This window comes from Cryobacterium roopkundense (assembly GCF_014200405.1).
GTDB lineage: Bacteria > Actinomycetota > Actinomycetes > Actinomycetales > Microbacteriaceae > Cryobacterium > Cryobacterium roopkundense.
The window spans coordinates 2,810,676-2,831,504 of sequence record NZ_JACHBQ010000001.1 but is presented as its reverse complement, the minus strand read 5'-3'; the positions used below and the strand labels follow the sequence as shown (position 1 = coordinate 2,831,504).

Here is a 20,829-nt window from a genome sequence, read left to right as displayed (position 1 = left end):
CGTGCCTCGCCGGTTTCTGGTCAGCTATAGGCTGGGCACAAACTTGGGGGAGCAGAAATGAGCGCAGGGAATTCAGCCAGGGGCGTGGGTAGTGTGCCGCCTTCGGGGAGAAACAAGGGTCTCCGCTGGTGGCTCGCGGGAGCCGCCGTATCACTAGTAGTTGCCGTTGTCGCGGCTCAGATGCTAGCCAGGGCGGGAGAATCAGGGGTCTCGCCCTCAGCGAGTTCGACGCCGACCGCGTCGGCCGCAGCGGTGCCGTCGTCTACGCCGAGTGCCAGCCAAACGGCGGCAGCCGAGGAAGCCGTCCAGATGCCGATGGGCTGCAGTGCACTTTACGACCCGGCGATGCTTCCGGTCTTCGGCGAGTTGGTTTTGAACCCGGAATGGTCGAGGGGGGCTGGCGACGGCCAGCTGGCGGGCACCGACGATCAGGAGTTGCAGGGCGTGATGGCCGCCGCTGAGCCTCTGGAATGTGATTGGGCTTCGGCCAACGGCGGGTCCGGGGTCGGGCTGTCAACCGATGTCGCATCCGTTTCACCCGAGGTCAGCGTGACCATTGAAGCTCGGCTGCGGGCCGTGGGCGCCAATTGCTACGGCGAACTCGCCGGGCTGCGATGCGTGATGTCCGGTTCGAACGACGGGGATATCTGGGGCGAATCGCATTTCCTGCGAGACAGCCTCTGGCTTGCCACCAAATACGTGAACTTTGCTCCCGCGAATTACACCGAGAACGTTGTAGCTAACCTCTGGGGCAGCCAGTAGTGCCATCCGTTGCGGGAGTCGTTTACCCTTGAAGGTGACGTGAGGAGTCGGCATGACCGCTGGAATTGACAGGAACAGGGGTGCCGCCGACCCGGCACGCTCCACGGACGAGGCCCGGCGCCGCAAGTTGCGGGTGGGCATCATCGTGGGCGGACTGGCCTTTGTTCTCGTGGTCGTGGCTCTCGTCGCGACCGTGCTGATTTTCGGCAACGGCTAGTCGGAATCCCGGGCCCGGTATCGCAGGATATTTATTTGCCGCTGTGAAGCGATGTGCCGTGACGTGCTTAGGCCGAAACGCGTGCGCCCCGTGGCACAGGTTATGTAGTAACTCTGGGGGGAAGAGAAAATGAACGGTAAAAATTTGGGACCCAACGTGGCGCGGCACCGCAGCAGCGCTGTTTGGGGAAAATACCCGCGAGGCCTGACGCTTCTAGTCGTGGCTGCGGTAGCCGCCTTATTGGCTGCGTGCGCATCCGCGCCTGCGGCCGTTCCAACGGGTGTTGCACCCACCCCAACGAGTGCTACCGGGTCCGCCGCCTCGCCCTCGGCTCCCACATCTCGGATCGGGCTAACGTGCGACCATGTGCTTCCGACTGACTTGGTCGCAAGCGCCATTAGCGCAGGTATGGTGACGACCGAGTTGATGACGAATCGGACTTCTGCGACACCACTGGGGTATGCCGTGACTCAGTTCGGGGGCGTCTCCTGTTTGGGCAGCGTTGGCGATAGCTCCGTGAGCGTTCAGGTTCTGCCTGACAGCTTCAGCCAGTGGGCGATCTACGAGGAAAGCAACCCAGAGGTCGTGTCAGGGACCGATGCTGCCTATGGGGACGCCTCCGCTGTTGCCTGCCTGGGTCGCGGCACCGAATCGGCGTGCTCGGTGGATGTGTTCGCCAATGGCGCCTGGATTGCCATTGCCGCGCAGGGCATCAATGTTGATGCGAGCCTGAGCAATCAAGCAGTTGCCGAACACGTTTCCCCGCTCATTTCCGACATCGTCAGGAAGATCACGGATGCTCCGTCGCCCACACCGGCGTGGACTGCGCCCGCTACGACAGGTGCGCTTCCCGCTGACTGCACGGTTTATGCGACGGCGGAAGAATTTAGGGCCCTTTTTGGCGCAACCGGCGAAATCATCATCGGCGGTGATAACGATGGCGACGGGTGGGGAATCGAGAATGCGGCGTGGACGAGCGTCGGGGTAGAACGGTGCATGTGGGTGCCGGAAAGCACAGGCCAAACGTGGCCCCTCTACATCACCGCTCTTCCCGGTGGCGAGTGGGCCTTCGACCGATCCGCGGTTTTGATGACCGCCGGCGATGCAGTTCAGGAGGTTGCCGATATTGCTGGAGTTTCGCGAGCAACCTTCGGATGCCACGTCTACTCCGGGTTCTGCACGCTGGATGCCGTGATCGAGGGCAACTGGGTGGAGTTCAGTGCCGAAAAGGTGGCGATCGGTAGCGAGGACGAGGTGCGCGCACAACTCCGTGACATGGCCGCCCGCGCCGTCGCCCGCTTCCCTGCGTAGGGTGGGTCCTGGTCAACGGACACGGAGTCCGCGTGAGCGTGCCCGCCGCGGTATGGGCTGCCGGGCCTGAGAGGGCTCAGGGCGCGCCGGGCTTGTAGGCGAGCGCACTGCGCCAGCTCAGGCCCTGCGCGGCCTTCACCGAGCAGATGCAGAGCAGTAGCCAGCCGAACTCCACGAGGATGGTGCTCTCGGCGGCGCTGGTGACGAGCAGCACCACGAGTATGAGCGCGGGCCACATGTACACGAGGGAGCGCTTGTTGGAGGCGAGCAGCCAGGAGCGCACGAACGCGAGCGCCAGCAGCACCACGAAGGCCAGGAAGCCGATGAGTCCCACCTGGAAGTACACGTCGAGGAAGGCGTTCAGGCCTGAGGTCTGCGTCGTGCCGGTGGTGAAGTCGAGCCAACCGTACGGCGTGGCGCTGGTGGGCCAGATGCCCGCCCAACCCCAGCCTTCCAGCGGGTGCAGCTGGGTGAGCCGCCACATCTCGGTCCACAGCGTGTAGCGCACCTCGAACTCGCTGCCGGCGTTGAGCTGCGTGATGAGGGTGCCGCGGCCGAACCAGGCGGCCACGAGGGTCACGAGCGAGAGCCCCAGCAGGGCGAGCTGTAGGCGCCAGCGTGTGGCCACCGGGGTGCGGCGCAGCAGCGTGAGGGCGTAGGCCGCCACGAGCACCACGAGGCCAGTGACCACGATCACGGGGGAGCGCGTGAACAGCAGACACACGACGGCGAGCCAGAGCGAGGCGATGCCGCGGCCGCGGGGAATCGACCGGGCCCGCAGCTCCACCGCGAACGTGATCACGGCGATGAGGGCGACGAGGCCGAGCACGTTGCGGCTGCCGAACACGCCCTGGATGGGCCCGAGCTCGGCGATGCTTCCGGAGATCTTCAGAAACGCGATGGGCAGGTCGAGCAGAATGCCCGAGAGCACCTCGAGGGCGATCGAGAGCCCGAGCAGCACCCGCAGCACGTCGCCAGTGGCCCGCACCACCTGGAACGTGTCCCGCACGAGCGCCACATAGATGGCCAGAAACCCGAACGCCACCTGGTAGGCCACCCCAGCGAGCGTGACCGTGGTGTAGTCGCTCCACACCATGGAGAGCGCGCACCAGCCCACGAAAATAATGATCGAAATGGGCAGCAGCCCGTGCCACTCCACGATCGGGCGACGGGCGATGAGCGAGAGCGTGGCCAGAAGTACCAGCCCCACCACGACGCCCAGCAGCCCGGCCCAGCCCATCATGCTGCGCAGCAGGTGCGTGCCGAACGCCACGGCAAGAATCACGAGGGTGATCGACGCGGCGAACTTCGGCGACGCCAGCACGCGCTTGATCGCCTCAGGGAGCACGGGGGGAGTGTCGCGGGGAATCATGGACTTACCAAGTTACGGCATGGGCGAGGGCGTACCCTGCTGCCGCTTCGTCATGACCGCCATCGCCACGAGCAGCAGCCAGCCGTACTCCACGAGCAGCCGACTCTCGGCGAGGCTCTGCGCGAGCAGCGCCACCATGATCAGTAGGGGCAGGAGAGCGGATGCCGCATACGGCGCCGTGTCGGCCACGCCCAGCCGCGGGCGGTCGATCGCAAGAAACCACGACCGCCACAGGGTGGCTGACACCAGCGCGATGAACAGCACGAGGCCCACGATGCCGAGTTGCAGCCACACGTCGAGCCACGCGTTGTGCGCCTGCAGGTAGGTGACGCCCCTGCGCACGGCGAGGTCGTTGAACGGTTCCACCCATGGCACCCAGTAGCTCACCCAGCCCCAGCCGAACGCGGGACGCTGGCTGGCCAGCTCTGAGACGCTCGCCCAAATGTCGAAGCGGCCGGTGAGGTCGTCGCTCTTGCCGAACGCCTGCAGCAGCAGGGGGAAGAACGCCACCAGGCCACCGACGGCCACCACAACGGATGCCGCGGCCGTCAGGTACACCGGCCGCCTGGCCTGGTGGTGCACGCTTCGGGCCCAGAGCGCGAACCCGAGCGCCACGAGCACCACGATCGCCGACAGCGTGACGGTGGCGGAGCGGGTGAGCAGAAGCGTCGCTGCCGCCACGACCAGCCAGAACATGCCCCAGCCGCGGCGCACTGTCTTCGCCGCGAGTTGCACGGCGAAGACGATCACGGCGATCAGGGCGAGAAAACCGAGCAGGTTGCGGTTGGCGACGATGCCCTCGATGGGCCCGCCGTCAAGCAGCAGACCGCGCGACCAGTAGAACGCGAGAGGGATCTTCTCGAGGTCGTAGTGCACGAAGAACGGCAGCACGGCGTGGCCCACGACAACGCTCACGTACAGCTCGAAGAGCAGAGAGAGGCCGAGGACGAGGCGCAGCGCCGCGGAAAGCGTGCGCAGCAGCTCCGCCCAGCTGAGCACGAGCGCCACGAACAGGGCGGCCAGGGTCGTGCCCCACTGCAGGGTGATGCCGAGAGCGCTCGCCCCCGGATAGAACGACCACAGGATGGACAGTGTGGCGAGAAGCATGAACAGGATCAGCGCCTTGGGGAACCGGCGCCACTTCCAGTCAGGCTTCTCCATGATGAGTGCGACCGCACTGCCTACGACAACGAGGGCCGCAACGGCTCCGAACCCCCACCATCCGCCCAGATTGCGCCAGAACTGGCCGGCGAGCACCGTGAACAGCACAAACGTCGCGAAGGTGCGAACGACAAAACGGCTGCGGACGGCGGACATGACCCTAACGTTACCGGGCCGTGCGGGCGCGGCTGTCAGGCGCGGCCCTCGGCGAGGTAGGCGAGGCGCTGCAGGGTCTCCACATTGCGGATGCGCAGGGCAGGGTCGGTGATCAGGCGCGGCACCAGCCGCGCGGGACCGGCGGTGCCCACCTCGAGGAGGCGGATGACGCATCCGTTGTCGCGTTGCTGCACATCGACGGCCACGGTGGCCTCGCCAAGCGGCCAGCCGCGGGCCTTCAGCAGGGCATGCCGGGGCGGATCCCACTCCAGAATGGAGGTGGAGTCGTCGATCAGCAGGGGCCAGACGCCCACCGAATGGTGCAGGGCGCTGCCGGGGGCTGGCCACGCCTCGTCGACGCCGCGCATGCGGGAGGCGCCCACCACCCAGCTCGGGTAGAGCCAGCCGTTGGCGAGCACGGCGAACACGTCGTCGGGGGTGCAGGCGACAAAGCGGTAGTTGACGGCCACGGGAGTGCCCTTCTCAGCTGCGGGTGGGGGAAAGCTCGGGGGGTTCGCGAATGTCGTACTCATGGCGGAGGGCGCTGAGCGCGGCGCGGTAGCCCGCCAGGCCGTGCACGCCGGGGCCCGGCGGCGTGGATGAGGAGCAGAGGTACACGCCCGGCAGCGGCGTGCGCCACGGGTTGGTCGAGAGCACGGGGCGGGCGATCAGCTGGGGCATCGACACGTCTCCGGCCGCGATGTCGCCGCCGATGTGGTTCGGGTTGTAGGCGGCCATGTCGCGCGCGGTGCGGCTGGCCGACGCGAGGATCACGTCGCGGAAGCCCGGCGCGTAGCGCTCGATCTGCCGGGTGATGGGCTCGGTCTGGTCGTTGTCGGAGCCGCGCGGAACGTGCGTGTACGCCCAGAGGGCGTGCTGGCCGGCCGGCGCACGCGTGGGGTCGACGATGCTCGGCTGTGAGACGAGTACGTACGGCTCGGCGGCGTGCTTGCCGCGCGCCACACTGTTCTCGGCCCGGGCGATCTGCGCCCGCGTGCCGCCCACGTGCACGGTGGGAGCGTGTCGCAGTGACTCCGCGCTCCACGGCACAGGGCCGGAGAGGGCGAAATCAACCTTGGCCACGCCGTTGCCGTAACGAAACCGGGCGAGGCTTCTGGCGTACGCCGTGGGCAGGGCACCATCGGCGAGCTCGATCAGGGCGCGAGGGGTCACGTCGAGCAGCACGATTCGGGCCTTCGGCAGGTCGCTCAGACGCCGAATATGCGTGTCGGGGTATATCTCGCCGCCGTGCGCGAGCAGGTCGTCCACGAGCGCGCCCACGATGGCGCTGCTGCCGCCGATCGGGATGGGCCAGCCTCGCACATGCGCGTGCGTGGCGAGCACGAGCCCGGCACCGGCCGTGGACAGGCTCGGCAGGGAGCGGATGGCGTGCGCGTACGCGCCGGTGAGCAGGGCGGGCGCGTTCTGCTCGCGAAAGCGCAGGTTCCAGAACGGGGTGCCCTGCTCGAGAACGCGCAGGCCGAACCGGCCCACGGTAAGCGGATGCCGCGGCACCCGCAGCAACTGGTTGCCGATGAGCGCCGACACCTCGTCCACGTGGCGAACCAGGGGACGGAACAGCCGCAGCCACTCCAGCCCGTCCACGCCGAGACCCGCCGCGGTGCGCTCGAGATCGCGGTAGGCGATGGCGGCCTCCCCGTTCGGCAGCGGATGCCCGTAGGAGATGTCGGGCACGACCAGGTCGATCCGCTCCTTCAGGCCGAAGCGCTGGAAGAATTCCGAGGCGAGGGCCATCGGGTGCACGGCGGAGCCGACGTCGTGCCGGAACCCCGGCAGGGTGAGCTCGGCCGTGCTCGCGCCGCCGCCGATGAGGGAGTTCTTCTCGTACACGCGCACGCTGAGCCCGGCCCTGGCCAGGGTGACGGCGGCGGCCAGCCCGTTGGGGCCGGAGCCGACGACGATAGCGTCGAGGTCTGCGTCGTTCACCGGGTGCGCCTGCCCACGTGTTGCCATACCCGAGACGGTAGCGCCTTCGCATCCGCTGCTGCAAGCCGGCCGCACAATCGCCGGTGGAGACCTCGTGAGCCCGGCCTTTACCGGCCGGGTCAGATGAAGGCGGCCTGGCCGGTGATCGAGCGGCCCACGATGAGAGTATTCATCTCCTGGGTGCCCTCGTAGGAGTAGATGGCCTCCGCGTCGGCGAAATGACGCGCCACGTCGTACTCCAGTACGATGCCGTTCCCACCGAACAGTTCGCGGCACCAGGCCACGCTCTCGCGCATGCGGCTGGTGGTATACGTCTTGGCGAGGGCGGAGTGCTCGTCGCGCTGGGTGCCCTCGTCGAGCATCTGCGACACCCGCACCACCATGCCGAGGCTCGCGGTGATGTTTCCGAGGCTTTTCACGAGCAGGTCCTGCACCATCTGGTGGCCGCCGATCGGCTTGCCGAATTGCATCCGCGTCTTGGAATACGCCACGGCCGCGTCGTAGGCGCCCACGGCGTTGCCCACGGCAGACCAGGAGACCTCGGCGCGGGTGAGGCGCAACACCTTGGCGGTGTCCTTGAATGAGTTGGCCTCCTGCAGTCGCAGGGTTTCGGGCACGACCACGTTTTCGAGCACGATGTCGGCGTTCTGCACGGTGCGCAGGCTGATCTTGCCCTCGATCTTCGTGGCCGTGTACCCCTCGGTGTCGGTGGGCACGATGAAGCCCTTCACCTGCTCGTCGGCCACGTCGCGCGCCCAGATGATGGTGATGTCGCTGAACGTGCCGTTACCGATCCAGCGCTTGGCGCCGTTGAGCACCCAGGTGTCGCCGTCGCGGCGGGCCGTGGTCTGCAGGCCTCGGGCCGCGTCGCTGCCCGAGAGGGGCTCGGTGAGGCCGAAGGCGCCCACCACGTCACCAGAGGCGATCTTCGGCAGCCACTCGGCGCGCTGCTCTGCCGACCCGCAGGCCGAGATGCTGCCGGCCACGAGTCCGTTCTGCACGCCGGCGAAGGTGGCGACGGATGCGTCCACTCGCGACAGCTCGAGCGCCACGAATCCGCGGAACACAGCCGAGTTCGTAAACGGCGCGGTCTCCGGCCAGGAGTATGAGTACATGCCGAGCTTCGCGAGCGGCTTGATGACCTGGTGCGGGAATTCCGCGCGCTCCCAGCATCCGTTCACGATCGGTCGCACCTCGGCGTCGAGGTACTCGCGTAACTCGGTGAGCGCATTCTTTTCCCGGTCGGTCAGCAGATTCTGGTAGCCGTAGAAGTCGCTCGTGAGGTGCTCAAAGGTCATTGCTTGCTCCTTCGCAAGGGGTGCCTGCGGAATCGCAGGGTATCTGCCAGCCTAGGTAGGGGGCCAACCGTACCCAAGCCGGTTGGTAGTTTGGTCTAAACGCCGAGGGAAAGAGTCAGCCATGTTTGTGGGCATCACCAATACACCTCGGGATTACGCCTGGGGATCGGCCACCGCGATCGCCGACCTGCTGGGTCACGCGGCGTCGGGTTCTGCCGAGGCCGAACTCTGGCTCGGCGCACACGCCGGCTCCCCCTCGGTGATCGAGAACCCCGAGCAGGTCGGCGGCGCCACAAACCTCGCCGAGTGGATCGCCGCGGCGCCCGAGACGGCCCTCGGTGCCGCCCTGGTGGGTGGGCAGAAGGTCGGCGGATCCGCGCCGGTTGCCGGACGCGCGGGGGAGACCGTTGGCTCTCCGCGACTTCCGTTCCTGCTCAAGATCCTCGCCGCCGATCGGCCGCTGTCGCTGCAGGCACACCCCACGCCGGAGCGCGCGCTCGCCGGGTTCGAACTCGAGAACTCCTCCGATGTGCCCGTGGGCGCCGGCAACCGCAACTACCGCGACCCGTTCCACAAACCTGAAGTGATCTTCGCGCTGAGCGAGACCTTCGAGGCTCTCAGCGGTTTCCGCGACCTCGGCGAGGTGCGGCGCATCATCGAGGAGCTGCGCGCCCTCGACACCGCCACCGACGACCCGCAGCCCGGCGCCCTCGACGCGCTGGAGGCGCGGCTGGTGGGCCCCGATGCCGTGCGCGAAACAGTGGACTGGCTGCTGCGCGACGGGCGCGGCGGCGATTCTGGCGAGGTGAAATGGCTCGTGGAACGTGTCGTGGCGCTCGCCGACTACGCTGTGTTCCTCGCCGAGGGCGGCGCGGTGATCACGTTCGCGCGTGAGCTGGCCACGGTGCAATTGCTTGCACGAGACTATCCGGGCGACCCCGGCATTGTGATCGCGCTGCTCGTGAACCGGGTGTCGCTCAAGCGCGGCGAGGCGCTCTATCTACCGGCCGGCAACATCCACGCCTACCTCTCCGGGCTCGGCGTGGAGGTGATGGCGGCCTCGGACAACGTGCTGCGCGGCGGCCTCACCCCGAAGCACATCGACATCGATGAGCTGCTCGCGGTGCTCGACTTCACTCCCGTACCACCGCCGTACCTGGTGCCGATCGTGGAATCCCCTGGAGTGTCGGTGTTCAGTCCCGACGTGCCGGACTTTCAGCTCGTGCACATCGAGGCGTCGGCTTCCACGCCGGTCGTCGGCGCGGGCACCGTCAGTGCTTCGGTTCCGATGCGCCAGTTCACGCTCACGGGCCCTGGAATCGCTATTTGCACGGCCGGTGGGTTTCTCGTGGCGGGCGCCGGGGCATCCGTTTCACTCAAGCGCGGGCAGTCGGTGTACGTGACGCCCGACGAGGGCACGCTCACGTTCGCGGGTGCCGGCGAGGTGTTTCTGGCCACGACCGGCGCCTGACCCTCTTCAGAGGCGATCCCGCGTTTGAGCTTTGGCCAGCGGGGTCTCGATCGCTCCTTCGTCGCGCCTCGACCAGCGGGGTGCCCGCCGGGGTGGCCAGCGGGGTCTCGATCGCTCCTTCGTCGCGCCTCGACCAACGGGGTGCCCGCCGGTCGAGGCGCGAGGCACGAGCGATCGAGACCAGGTGAGGGGCTCTTCAGGAGCTACGGATGCTGCGGCGCGCGCCGGGTGCCGAACGCGCGGCGGTAGGCGGCCGGGGTGGTCTGCAGCACCTTCACGAAGTGGTGCCGCATCACGGCCGCGCCGCCGAAGCCGGTGTCCCCGGCGATCTGCTCGATAGTGTTCGAGGTCTGCTCGAGCAGCTCTTGCGCGCGCATCAGGCGTTGGCGGTTCAGCCACGCGGCTGGAGTGGCGCCGATGTCGGCACGAAACCGCCGCGCGAAAGTGCGCGGTGACATCAGGGAGCGGTGCGCGAGCTGGTCGACGGTGAGGCTCTCGTCGAGGTGGCGCAGCATCCACTCGGTGATGGCAGCGAAGGAGTCGCTCTGGCTCTCGGTGACCGGTGCGTCGATGTACTGGGACTGGCCGCCGCCGCGCTGCGGGGGCACGACCATACGACGGGCGATGATGTTCGCGGCGGCCGCCCCGTGCTCCTTGCGAACGATGTGCAATGCCGCGTCGATGCCGGCAGCCGTGCCGGCCCCGGTGACCACCCGTCGGTCGTCGACGAAGAGCACATCGGGGTCGACGGTTGTTCGTGGGTAGCTCGCTGCGAGAGCATCCGTGTACATCCAATGCGTGGTGCTGCGTCGGCCGTTGAGAATGCCCGCCGCCGCGAGGGCGAAGGCGCCGCTGCAGACGCTCAGCACCCAGGCGCCGCGGGCCTCCGCGTCGCGGATCAGCTGGAGCACGGCCTGCGAAACCTCGGTGCCGGCTTCGTAGCCGGGGATGGCGATCAGGTCGGCGTCGGCCGCGGCGGAAAGATCGTCGTGCACGACGACGTCGAAACCGATCTTCGTGCGGATAGGCCCGGGCGTCTCGGCGACCACGTGAAAGTCGAAGGTGGGGCCGCCCTGGTCCGTGCGGTCGATACCGAACACCTCGCAGATCACGCCGAATTCAAAGGGAGCGAGGCCCGGCAGGGCCACGCAGACGACTTTGTGGAGCATCTCTCTCCTGTGGCGAATGAGGGGTGTCAAGAGTGGCAGAAATGTGATGATTACTGGCAATACTGCTACTCGTGGCAGTAAATCACAATACGTAGAGTTTCTGCCATGACCACAACACTTGTTTTCCTCACGCTCGCAGCCCTGGCGCTCTGGGCACTACTCGCCACGGTCGTTCGACTCGCCACCGACGGTTACGGTCGCCCCGAGATCGCCAGCCGCAACCGCCGCGCAGAGCGGATGCCCGACGCCGCGCCGCGCATCCGCTGAATCGTCGCACCCGCATCCCCTCCGCCCTGGTCCGTGCCGCGAGGGTGGGTGGTTCGTTGCCTGGAGGTGTCGGTGCGACCCCGCAGCCAGCTTTCGTGGAGCGGGCCGATAGTCTGAACGGGCGCAGCGGGCTCAGCGCAGCACCGACACGGTACGACGACGCACGGCGAGGGAAGACACATGGCTTGGTTGGTCACCGGTGGCGCAGGATACATCGGCTCACACGTTGTGCGCGCATTCCTGGCCGAAGGCATCAAGGTGGTCGTTCTCGACGATCTGTCGAGCGGCCACGCGGAGTTCGTGCCCGCGGACGTTCCTTTCGTGCGCGGCGACGTGCTCAATGGCGAACTGTTGCTGAACCTGTTCGCCGACCACCAGATCGATGGTGTGGTGCACGTGGCGGGCTTCAAGTACGCCGGTGTGTCCGTGCAGCGCCCCCTGCACACGTACGAGCAGAACGTGACAGCCACGGCGACACTCCTCGCTGCCATGGAGAGCGCCGGTGTCGACAAGATAGTTTTCTCTTCGAGCGCCGCGGTCTACGGCACTCCGCACACCGACCTGGTGACCGAGGCCACCGCGAAGAGTCCGGAATCGCCCTACGGCGAGTCCAAGCTCATCGGCGAATGGCTGTTGCGCGACCAAGGCATCGCGACAGGCCTGAAGCACACGTCTCTGCGCTACTTCAACGTGGTGGGTTCGGGGGCGCTCGACCTGCGCGACACGAGCCCGCACAACCTCTTTCCCCTGGTATTCGCCGCGCTCGCAGCCGGGCGCACCCCGCGCATCAATGGCACCGACTACCGGACCGCGGACGGAACCTGCGTGCGGGATTACATTCACGTGGCCGACCTGGCCGCATCCCATGTGGCGGCAGCCGGGCGTCTCGGAGCCGGTGAGAGCATCGAGCCTGTCTACAACCTCGGCAGTGGCGACGGGGTGTCGGTGGGCGAGATCATGGCGACGGTCGCGACCGTGACGGGGATCGACTTCGTGCCGGAGCTGGGGCCGCGGCGCGCCGGGGATCCCGACCGCATCGTGGCGTCCGGCGCGCTCGCCGCCCGTGACCTGGACTGGAAAATGCGGCACACCCTCGACGACATGGTGCGTAGCGCCTGGGCAGCATCACAGGCAGGGGGAGCCGCCGAGGCGGCCGCACCCGACCGTGGCGATTTCATTCGTCTGGGCTGAATCCGCGCAGAGTGCGGGCCGACGGTGCGTAATTCTGCGCAATACCCCCCAAATAGCCGACTTTGATTCGTTGGGCGCGTCGCAACTCTCTAGAGACTATTGAGGGTTTACTATCCGCGACTTGACGAAAGCGAATTACACGGGTGTAATTAGGGGGTGACGCGCAACCGGGGCGTCACCTGATCGGTGGGAGACGATATGGCTATACCTGACTATCGTTCTGGAGTCCCCGAGGACTGGTTCGTCGATCCTGTTCGCTTGGGTGTTCCGGGCGTTCGACAGGAACAGGGAGAAGGAAACACCCTCTCCTGGCAGACCGATTCCTTGTGTGCTCAGACCGACCCCGAAGCGTTTTTTCCGGAAAAGGGCGGATCAACGCGCGATGCCAAGAAGATTTGTGCGTCCTGCGAGGTGCGCACGCAGTGCCTGGAATACGCGCTGGCCAACGATGAGCGTTTCGGCATCTGGGGCGGTCTCTCCGAACGTGAACGCCGCAAACTTCGAAAACGCGCCTGATCTCTGTGCTGGTTTTTGACGTCTGTGCTGGTTTGACGTCTGTGCTGTTTCAACGTCTGTGCTGGTTCGCTCGTTCAACGACTGCGCTGGTTCAACGACTGCGCTGGTTCAACGACTGCGCTGCGTGAATGCTTCTGCGCTGTGTCACTGACACCGCACAGCTGACCTTTTCTGGCGAGCAAGCCGCCCCATTTCGAGGCGCGCCCTTCCGCCTGACCCTCGGCGGCAATACCCGACCTAGGCTGTCTACGTTATGCAACCGCGAGTCACTGCCATCCTTGTCGCCCGGAACGGTGCGAAGCACCTTGAGCGAACGCTCGAGGCGCTAGCCCGCCAAACTCGCCAGCCCGACATCGTCATCACGGTCGACTGTGGGTCAACGGATGCCACGGGCGACCTTCTCGCCCAGTTCGGACCTACCCAATTCATCGCGGCATCCGCTGATCTGAGCTTCGGTCAGGCTATCGCCGCCGCCGTGCGCGTCACCTCGCCCCCCGAACACGACCGCGAAATGCTGTGGCTGCTCGCACAGGACAGCGCTCCCGAGCCTGGTGCCCTCGATAAGCTGCTCGACGAGCTGGAGATTTCGCCCTCCGTGGCTGTGGCCGGTCCCAAGGTGATGGAGTGGGAGGCCGAGAAGTACATCCACGACTTCGGCATCACCATGACCCCCGGAGGTTCGACCGTCACGCTTGTGGAGAGCGAACTTGACCAGGGGCAGCACGACGGCCTGAGCGACGTACTCGCCGTGAGTGCCGGCGGCATGCTCGTGCGCCACACAGTGTGGAACCAGCTCGGCGGTTTCGACCCCGCCCTGCCCATCGTTGACGACTCCCTCGACTTCTGTGTGCGGGTGCGTCTGGCGGGCTACCGCGTGTCTGTCGCTCCCGCGGCTCGCGTGGCGTCGGCCGGCGCCGGTGTGGCCGGCCCTAATCAATCGTCCCGAGGTCGTTTGCGCCGCCGGCGGGTGCGCGCCGAACGCTCCGCCCAGTTGCATCGCCGGCTGGTGTACTCGCCGAGCTGGGCCCTCGCCTTCCACTGGCTCTCGCTCGTGCCGCTCGCCTTCCTCCGCTCCATCGGGCAGCTTCTCAAGAAGGAGCCCGGGGCCGTTCTCGGCGAGTTCGCCGCGGCGTTCAGCGCGGCCTTCCATGGCGGTCGCGTGCGAACCGCGCGCCGCCAGCTGGCCGCCACCCGGTCGCTCGGCTGGGCGTCCATCGCGAGCCTGCGGGTGTCGAGCGCCGAAATGCGCCGCCGCCATGCCCTACAGCGTGAGGCGAGTCTCGCCGGCGTTCGCGGTGACCGGCCCGAGATCCGCTTCTTTGCCAGCGGCGGCGCCTGGACCGTGCTCGCCGCCGGTTTTCTCTCCGTGATCATGTTCGCGCCGCTGCTCAACGCGCAGACCCTCACCGGCGGTGGAATGCTGCCGCTCTCGGGGAACGTGTTCGACCTGTGGTCGAGTGCGACCTACGGATGGCGCGACATCAGCCTCGGGTTCGTCGGCGCTGCCGATCCTTTCAGCGCCGTGCTCGCCGTGCTCGGATCGCTCACCTTCTGGGCCCCGTCGTTCTCGCTCGTGCTGCTGTATCTGCTTGCCCTTCCGCTTGCCGCCCTCGGCGCGTGGATGGCGTCGACCCGGCTCACCGAACGCGGGGGCCTGCGCGCCCTCGCCGCCGTGCTGTGGGTGTTCGCCCCCACGTTCCTGAGCGCGCTCTCCACCGGACGTCCGGCGGCGATCCTCGTGCACCTGCTGCTGCCCTGGCTGTTCTTCGCCGGGTACGCGGCGGCCCGCTCGTGGTCGGCGTCGGCATCCGCTGCCCTTCTCTTTGCGGCCATCGTGGCCTGCGCGCCGTCGCTCGCCCCGGCGTTGCTGCTCATCTGGCTCGTCGTGCTGCTCACGAGCGGCCGCAGCGTGATGCGCTTCATCGGCATTCCGTTGCCCGCCCTCGTGCTGGCCGCGCCGCTCGCGATCGATCAGGGCCTGCGCGGCAACTGGCTGGCACTGCTCGCCGACCCCGGGGTGCCGCTGTCGACCCCGCAGGTCAGCGACTGGCAGATTGCCCTCGGCTTTCCGTCGGGCCAACTCGGCGGCTGGGTGCCCCTGCTAAACCAGCTGGCAATTCCCGGCGTGAATGCCGAAATTCTCTTGCCGGTGCTGCTCGTGCCCGTGGCGTTGCTGGCCCTCACCGCCCTGCTGCTGAACGGTGCCCGCATCGGCGCCTTCGCCCTGCTCGTGGCGCTGCTCGGATTCGTGACGGCGCTCGGCGCCAACCACCTCATTCTCGCCTCGGTGGGCGCCGACTCCATCGGAGTCTGGGCGGGTGCGGGCCTCAGTCTCTACTGGCTCGGCATCGTGGGCGCCGTGGTCATCGCGCTGCGTGCCCTGCGTCGAGTGGCCCTCGCGCCGGGTATCACCGCGGCACTCGCGCTGTCGATTGTGGCCCTGCCTCTGGTGATCGCGGTGCCGCTCGGCACGACACTCGTGGCCAAGGGAACTGATCGCACCCAGCCAGCGTTCATCGACGCAGAGGCTCAGATCAACTCGCGCGTGGGCACGTTGCAGATCACCCCGCAGGCCGATGGGGGTATCCGTGCCACCGTCGTGCGCGGTACCGGAGCCGTGCTCAACCAGCAGGCGACTCTCGAGAGCACCGACTCGTCCCTCAACCAGGAACAGCACGACCTCGCCACCCTGGCCGGCAACCTTGCCTCGCGCAGTGGGTTTGACGCGGCGGCGGGACTGGCCGATTTCGGCATCCGCTTCGTGGTGCTGCAGACCGAAGCCGAGCCCGAGAACGGGGTTCCCACTCCTTCGGGCCCCGAGGCGGACGCCACAGCGATTCGCACCGAGACCGCTCTCGACGGTAACGCGGCGCTAGCCCCGGTGGGTGACACCAGCTTCGGCCGCCTGTGGCAGCACGAGGCGACGCCGGAGGAACGCGCCTCGGCGGCCATTCCGTCCAACGCCGGCGGGCTGTATGGCCTGCTCTGGACGATCGCGGCCATCGTGGTGATCGGCGTAACGGTGCTGCTGTCCATCCCCACCGGCGCCGGCCGGGAAGCGGTGCGGCAGGCCAACCGCGACGCCATCCGCCGCGCCGCCCGCGAGCAGGCCAAGCAGACCAAGCCGAAGAAGCGTGCCGGCCGCGTCAAGAAATGGACGGGGCGCAAGCCTTCGAGAGCGGATGCCGCGGGCTCGGCCACATCGTCGGCTGCGGCCGCTGCGGCGGCTGGGGCATCGGTCGCCGGCGGGAAGCGCGACGCGCGCGCGGCGGCGAAGGCCTCCCTGGCGACGAAGAAGTCCGAGGCTGCGGCAGCCAAGACGGCCGAAGCCGCCGCGAAATCTGCGGCGAAGGCCGACGCCAAGGCGCGCACCCAGGCAGCGGTCAGGGCCGCGCAGCGTGACGACGAGCAGTCTCCTGAAGCTACCGCGGCGCCCGCTACCGCGGCGCCCGCTCCCGCGGCGCCCGCTCCCGCGGCGCCGAACACCGAAACGCCTGACTCCGAGGAGGCCGACAATGCCAAGTAATTCCGCACCGGCCCGCATCGGAAAGCGAGCCTTCACTGCCACCGTCGGCCTCATCGGCGTGGCATTGGCCGTGGGCGTGGTGGGCGGCGGCGTCCTGTTGCCCTGGCCCACCATCGCTGCGGCTCCAGTGTCGGAAGTGGTGACGCCCACTCCGAGCGAGCAGCAGCGGGTGTGTCCTGGGCCGCTGCTCACGCTCGCGGAGGACTCCACGCAGGCGCAAGCCGCCACATCCGTTGGCGAGGCCGCGGCCGTGTACACGGCGCGCGAGTCGGCGTCGAGCTCGCAGAACGTTGCTGTTGAGACGAGCGAAATCACCGCAGTCGACAACTCGACCGGAGGTTCGGCGGCGCTGCTGCTGACAGTGCCGGTGCAGGCCGACTCGACCGCCGCGCCCCTCATGGCCGGGAGCCAGTCGCAGACCGTCGCCACCGAGACTCTGCGCGGTTTCGCGGCGGCGGCGTGCGCCGAGGCCACGAGCGACGCGTGGCTGGTGGGCGGTTCCACCGACGTGGGCCGCACCAGCCTCGTGCTGCTCAGCAACCCAACCACGGTGCTCGCCACGGTCGACCTTAACGTGTTCGGCGAGGCCGGACCGGTCGACGCCCCTGGCTCGACCGGCATTCTCGTGCAGCCCGGCGAGCAGCGCATCGTGAGTCTTGCGGGACTCGCGCCCAACCTCAAGTCCCCCGTGGTGCACGTTCAGTCACGCGGCGGCCAGACCACGGCCACACTCGAGCAGAGCAGCATCCGTGGCATCGAACCGGGGGGCGTGGAGCTTATCGCGCCCACGACCACTCCCGCGCTCCAGCATGTGATCGCGGGAGTGCGCCTGCTCGCGCCGCCCGCCGCCGAGATCTCGGGAACCGACGCCGGCATTGCCGACGGCACGCCGAGCGTGCGCGTTCTCGTGACTGGCACGGAGCCGGCCACCGTTCAGGTGGGCGTCACGAGCACGACAGACGGGGCCGTCGGCACCTCCGTGGAGGTCGAGCTCGAGCCGGGCATCGCCAGCGAGGTTCCGCTTCCGGAGCTCACCGAGGGTACCTTCTCGGTGTCGGTCACGGCCGACCAGCCCGTCGTGGCGGCGGCCCGCACCGAGACCGTGGGCGCTGAGGGCAAGGACTTCGCCTGGTTCACGGCCTCCGAACCGCTCAACGATGACTTCCTGGTGAGCGTCGCCGAGGGCGCGGGGCCCGTGCTGCACCTGGTCAACACCGCGCGAACGGATGCCCGCCTCGCGATCACGCCCGAGAACGGCACCCGCGTCACGGTCGCGGTTCCGGCCGGCAAGCCGGTGGACGTTCCGCTCGTTGCGGGCACGAACTACACGGTGTCCGGACCGACCGCCATCGTGGCCTCAGTGGGATATTCCGGAGACGGCATCCTCTCGTCTTACACCGTGCGCCCGGCAGGGCCGCTCGCCGCCACGATCCGCGTGTACCCCCACTAGGCTGACGTCGCCTCAGCACGCACTGTCCGGCGGCGACCGGAGTCTCACGGTTGACAGACCGGGGAAAAGCGAGCAGTGTCTTCGACGTCGAACGTGACGAATTCGAGGACCGGCAAATAACTGGAGGATCACCATGGAGAGTGAATTTGACCTTGTGCTCGAGGCGGAGGAGTTCGCGATCACGGACCCCGTCATCTCTCTCGCGACAGCCATCTGGAAAGACCCGAGTGTCGGGCGACGCTTTGCCGAAGACCGAGATGCCACCCTGATCGAGTTTGGGATCGTTCTCCCCAGACATCTTGATCTGGTGCCGCTGGGCTGGGGCGGGCGGCTTGGCAAGCCGACTCCGGACTATGTACCGTTCGAGATTCGCCTCAGTCGCTGCCGCACCGTTGTTGTTCGGGATGCGGATACCGGCCGCCCGAAGACGGAAACAGTCTGCTTCGGAATCGAGGTCGTTCCGGCTCACGCGCCGCCACCTGTTGGTTGACGCCGGGAGGCGCGTCCGTAGGATGATACGACTGAAGTGTCCGGGGGCTCGGCGAATCCGAGTTGATTCCCGGCGGGCGCGGGCGCGTGCTTGTGGTCGATGCGGTCGCGCTGTTCCACCCCGAAATGGCCGGAGCCTTCTTCGTCGTGGTCTGGATTGACCTGTCGCTCGAGGTTGCGACCACACGTGGCAAGGCGAGATCGCGAGCTCGGCCCCGATCACGAGAGATTGTGGGACGAGGTGTGGGCGCCCTAGGAACGTGACTTCGTGGCGAGGTACGATCCGTGTGCTCGCGCCGAATGCCTCTTCAGCACCGCCTAACGCGTCGTTCCGTCAGCTCTGCGGCACGGCCGCTATTGCCTCGATCTCAACGAGAACCCCGGGCCGCGCCATCGGGACTGCGAGCACTGTGACGGCCGTGCGGCGCTCTCCCCACACGGACTGAGAAGCGGCGAAGGCAGCCCCCGGATCGATTCCGGCGGCGAGATAAATAGTCAGCTTGGCGACATGCTCAGGACCAGTCCCCGCCTCGGCGAGTACGGCGAGCACGTTACGCAGGGCTTGTTCGGTCTGCCGTCCCAGCCCCTTGAGCAGGGTGCCGGAGCTATCAATGCCGTTCTGGCCGCCGACATAGAGCGTCGGCCCGGCGGGAAGGATCATGCCCTGGGCGAATGCGGGGCTGCGGACCGCCTGTGGAGGATCGACGGGTATGGGAAGAGTGCTCATCGGGATCCCTTTCATTAGGCCAACCCTCACGTTGTACCACCCGGAGCTGCGTTTCCCTCTGGAGCAGGCCATTCGGGGCGGCCCATGCCGGCGACTCCATGAAGCGGCTGTTGGCGAGTCGCGTCGTGATGCGTCGCATTTCACCCCATGGTTTTCCCGGCAACCCGACCCGGAGCGTGCAGGGGCCCGAAGTCGTTCCTCCGTGCCGGGCGAGTAGATTTGGGGGCATGATTCAGATCGAACGCGAGGCCCCCATTGGAGCGGATGTGCGCCAGCTCCTCGGCGAGCATCTGGCCGACATGTTCGCCACTTCGCCCGCCGAAAGCGTGCACGCGCTCGATGTTCGCCAATTGTGTGAGCCTGAGATATCTTTCTGGACGGCCCGCGAAGACGGAGGCCTCTTGGGCTGCGGCGCTCTGAAGCAACTGCCGTCGCGCCAGGGTGAGATCAAGTCCATGCGCACGACCGCCGGCGCCCGTGGGCGAGGCGTGGCAACTCTGCTGCTCGCGCGCATCATCGAGGCCGCGCGCCGTGACGGAAACGAAACGGTGAACCTGGAGACGGGAACTGAGGACTACTTTGCGCCGGCTCGCCGGCTCTACTCCCGAAACGGATTCACCGATTGCGAACCTTTCGCCGACTACAGTCTCGACCCGAACAGCGTCTACATGGAGCTACGCCTCGTCGACTAGTGCTTGCGGTGGTCGACGAAGCTCGCGCGCGGGCCGCGGCGCGGCTTGACCCCGAGGCCGCTCGCCTCGAGCAGCCGCACCACCCGATACCGGTGCGGGCGCCATTTCTCCATGGCCACCAGCATTTGCTCGTCGGTGTAGGCCTCGCCGGTGAGGGTGTGGCCGATCATGCCCGACAGGTGGAAGTCCCCGACCGAGAGGGCGTCGGCATCCCCGAACGCTCGCTGCGCGGTTTCAGCCGCCGTCCACGCGCCCACCCCCGGCGCCACGCGGAGGCGGGCCGAGGCATCCGCTGTCGAGAGGCTCGTGGCGCCCTCGAGCTGGCGAGCCAAGCCGAGGCAGACCTGCACGATGCCGGCGCGGCGGGGGTCGACGCCGGCTTTGTGCCACTCCCAGGAGGGAATAAGTTGCCAGGCGCGAACGGTGGGCACCACCAGCATGGCGAGCGGGGTTGGCCCGGGTGCGGGGGTGCCATAGGCGCGCACGAGGCGGCGCCACGCCGCCGCGGCTTGCTGGCTGATCACCTTCTGCTCGAGCACGGCCGGGATGAGCGACTCCATCACCCGCCCGGTGCAGGGGATTCGTAGGCCAGGCAGGCGCCGGTGCGCCACCGCGAGACTCTCGATGCCGGGCACAAATCCCGCAGGGTCGTCCAGGGCTCCCACCATCACGGGCGCGGCGTCGATGGCTGCTCGGGCGCCCTCACCCCAGGCCTCGCAGCGCATCGTGTGGAGTCCGGACTGGGTGAATCGCATCGTGGCGGGGCCGTCGGGGGTGAGAGTGGTGCGCCAGAGCGTTCCGTCCGTCGCCACGTGGTGCGTGGGATCGCCCGCCCCGCGCCGCAGCCGCGAGAGGGTGAGGGCGACACTGGTGGGGTACGGAGCCTGCCACGTTGAATAGACGTCTGGCGTGGTGTTCGGCGGGGCGAGCGCATCGAGGGTCATGCTGGCGACACCTCTCCTCGTTCTTTTCCACAGTAGCCAGTGACAAGCGGATGCCGCCCGCCCTGTGGATAACTTCTGCGCGCTTTCTCGAAACCCCCTGTCGAAGTCTTGGAGCAAAGTTTCTATTTCTTTGCATCCTAACCTGAGTTATCCTCGCATTCGT

At 67.5% G+C, this 20,829-nt stretch carries 19 protein-coding genes; 11 read left to right on the top strand and 8 right to left on the bottom strand.

The features are described from left to right. Positions 1-345 precede the first annotated feature (345 nt). The 3 genes from BJ997_RS13295 to BJ997_RS13285 all read left to right on the top strand — a co-directional run bounded on the left by BJ997_RS13295 (position 346) and on the right by BJ997_RS13285 (position 2,290). Positions 346-762, top strand: a complete 417-nt coding sequence (locus tag BJ997_RS13295) for a hypothetical protein (RefSeq protein WP_152602308.1) — start codon at positions 346-348, stop codon at positions 760-762. A gap of 52 nt (positions 763-814) precedes the next feature. Continuing rightward, on the top strand, positions 815-979 hold the full coding sequence (locus tag BJ997_RS13290) for a hypothetical protein (protein ID WP_160175905.1): 165 nt from the start codon (positions 815-817) through the stop codon (positions 977-979). Positions 980-1,495: 516 nt separating this feature from the next. Continuing rightward, positions 1,496-2,290: a hypothetical protein gene (locus BJ997_RS13285; RefSeq protein WP_035838531.1), complete on the top strand. Its 795-nt coding sequence runs from the start codon at positions 1,496-1,498 to the stop codon at positions 2,288-2,290. Positions 2,291-2,366: 76 nt separating this feature from the next. On the opposite strand, the gene BJ997_RS13280 is transcribed toward BJ997_RS13285, so the two are convergent. From BJ997_RS13280 to BJ997_RS13260, 5 genes are all read right to left on the bottom strand, one after another. After that, positions 2,367-3,662 carry an O-antigen ligase family protein gene (locus BJ997_RS13280; protein WP_035838530.1) on the bottom strand — a complete coding sequence of 432 codons (1,296 nt, stop codon included), beginning with the start codon at positions 3,660-3,662 and terminating at the stop codon, positions 2,367-2,369. A gap of 12 nt (positions 3,663-3,674) precedes the next feature. Continuing rightward, a complete protein-coding gene (locus BJ997_RS13275; RefSeq protein WP_052542540.1) occupies positions 3,675-4,979 on the bottom strand; it encodes an O-antigen ligase family protein in 1,305 nt (434 codons plus the stop codon). A 35-nt stretch (positions 4,980-5,014) separates the two neighbouring features. Beyond that, positions 5,015-5,449, bottom strand: a complete 435-nt coding sequence (locus tag BJ997_RS13270; RefSeq protein ID WP_035838529.1) for an SRPBCC family protein — start codon at positions 5,447-5,449, stop codon at positions 5,015-5,017. 13 nt (positions 5,450-5,462) lie between these two features. Then, a complete protein-coding gene (locus tag BJ997_RS13265; protein WP_183323521.1) occupies positions 5,463-6,953 on the bottom strand; it encodes a phytoene desaturase family protein in 1,491 nt (496 codons plus the stop codon). 92 nt (positions 6,954-7,045) lie between these two features. Continuing rightward, entirely contained in the window at positions 7,046-8,224 is a 1,179-nt protein-coding gene (locus BJ997_RS13260; protein WP_035839405.1) for an acyl-CoA dehydrogenase family protein, read from the bottom strand. A gap of 121 nt (positions 8,225-8,345) precedes the next feature. Between BJ997_RS13260 and manA the strand changes: the two genes are divergently transcribed. Beyond that, positions 8,346-9,695 carry a mannose-6-phosphate isomerase, class I gene (manA, locus tag BJ997_RS13255; RefSeq protein WP_035839408.1) on the top strand — a complete coding sequence of 450 codons (1,350 nt, stop codon included), beginning with the start codon at positions 8,346-8,348 and terminating at the stop codon, positions 9,693-9,695. Between the two features lie 203 nt (positions 9,696-9,898). On the opposite strand, the gene BJ997_RS13250 is transcribed toward manA, so the two are convergent. Beyond that, entirely contained in the window at positions 9,899-10,864 is a 966-nt protein-coding gene (locus BJ997_RS13250) for a GlxA family transcriptional regulator (protein ID WP_035839411.1), read from the bottom strand. A 105-nt stretch (positions 10,865-10,969) separates the two neighbouring features. On the opposite strand from BJ997_RS13250, the gene BJ997_RS13245 reads away from it, so the two are divergent. The 6 genes from BJ997_RS13245 to BJ997_RS13220 all read left to right on the top strand — a co-directional run bounded on the left by BJ997_RS13245 (position 10,970) and on the right by BJ997_RS13220 (position 18,304). Further along, a complete protein-coding gene (locus tag BJ997_RS13245; RefSeq protein WP_160175917.1) occupies positions 10,970-11,131 on the top strand; it encodes a hypothetical protein in 162 nt (53 codons plus the stop codon). Positions 11,132-11,311: 180 nt separating this feature from the next. Continuing rightward, positions 11,312-12,322, top strand: a complete 1,011-nt coding sequence (gene galE, locus BJ997_RS13240; RefSeq protein ID WP_052542626.1) for a UDP-glucose 4-epimerase GalE — start codon at positions 11,312-11,314, stop codon at positions 12,320-12,322. A 198-nt stretch (positions 12,323-12,520) separates the two neighbouring features. Then, the gene (locus tag BJ997_RS13235; protein ID WP_084141666.1) at positions 12,521-12,838 is read left to right on the top strand and encodes a WhiB family transcriptional regulator; all 318 of its coding nucleotides are present in this window, start codon (positions 12,521-12,523) and stop codon (positions 12,836-12,838) included. Between the two features lie 253 nt (positions 12,839-13,091). After that, complete coding sequence (locus BJ997_RS13230) at positions 13,092-16,364, top strand: glycosyltransferase family 2 protein (protein ID WP_183323519.1); 3,273 nt, start codon at positions 13,092-13,094, stop codon at positions 16,362-16,364. Beyond that, complete coding sequence (locus BJ997_RS13225) at positions 16,354-17,814, top strand: DUF5719 family protein (RefSeq protein WP_035839438.1); 1,461 nt, start codon at positions 16,354-16,356, stop codon at positions 17,812-17,814. The genes BJ997_RS13230 and BJ997_RS13225 overlap by 11 nt, the downstream gene beginning before the upstream one ends. Positions 17,815-17,947: 133 nt before the next feature. Next, entirely contained in the window at positions 17,948-18,304 is a 357-nt protein-coding gene (locus tag BJ997_RS13220) for a hypothetical protein (protein WP_035839417.1), read from the top strand. 333 nt (positions 18,305-18,637) lie between these two features. Here the strand turns inward: BJ997_RS13220 and BJ997_RS13215 are convergent, their stop codons facing one another. After that, positions 18,638-19,030, bottom strand: a complete 393-nt coding sequence (locus BJ997_RS13215; RefSeq protein WP_035839423.1) for a RidA family protein — start codon at positions 19,028-19,030, stop codon at positions 18,638-18,640. A gap of 227 nt (positions 19,031-19,257) precedes the next feature. Here BJ997_RS13215 and BJ997_RS13210 point away from each other — a divergent pair, with 227 nt between their 5' ends. Beyond that, positions 19,258-19,722 (top strand): GNAT family N-acetyltransferase, encoded by a 465-nt coding sequence (locus BJ997_RS13210; RefSeq protein WP_035839426.1) that lies wholly within the window; start codon positions 19,258-19,260, stop codon positions 19,720-19,722. Here BJ997_RS13210 and BJ997_RS13205 read toward each other — a convergent pair. Then, positions 19,719-20,666 (bottom strand): DNA-3-methyladenine glycosylase family protein, encoded by a 948-nt coding sequence (locus BJ997_RS13205; protein WP_035839430.1) that lies wholly within the window; start codon positions 20,664-20,666, stop codon positions 19,719-19,721. The genes BJ997_RS13210 and BJ997_RS13205 overlap by 4 nt on opposite strands. Positions 20,667-20,829 lie beyond the last annotated feature (163 nt).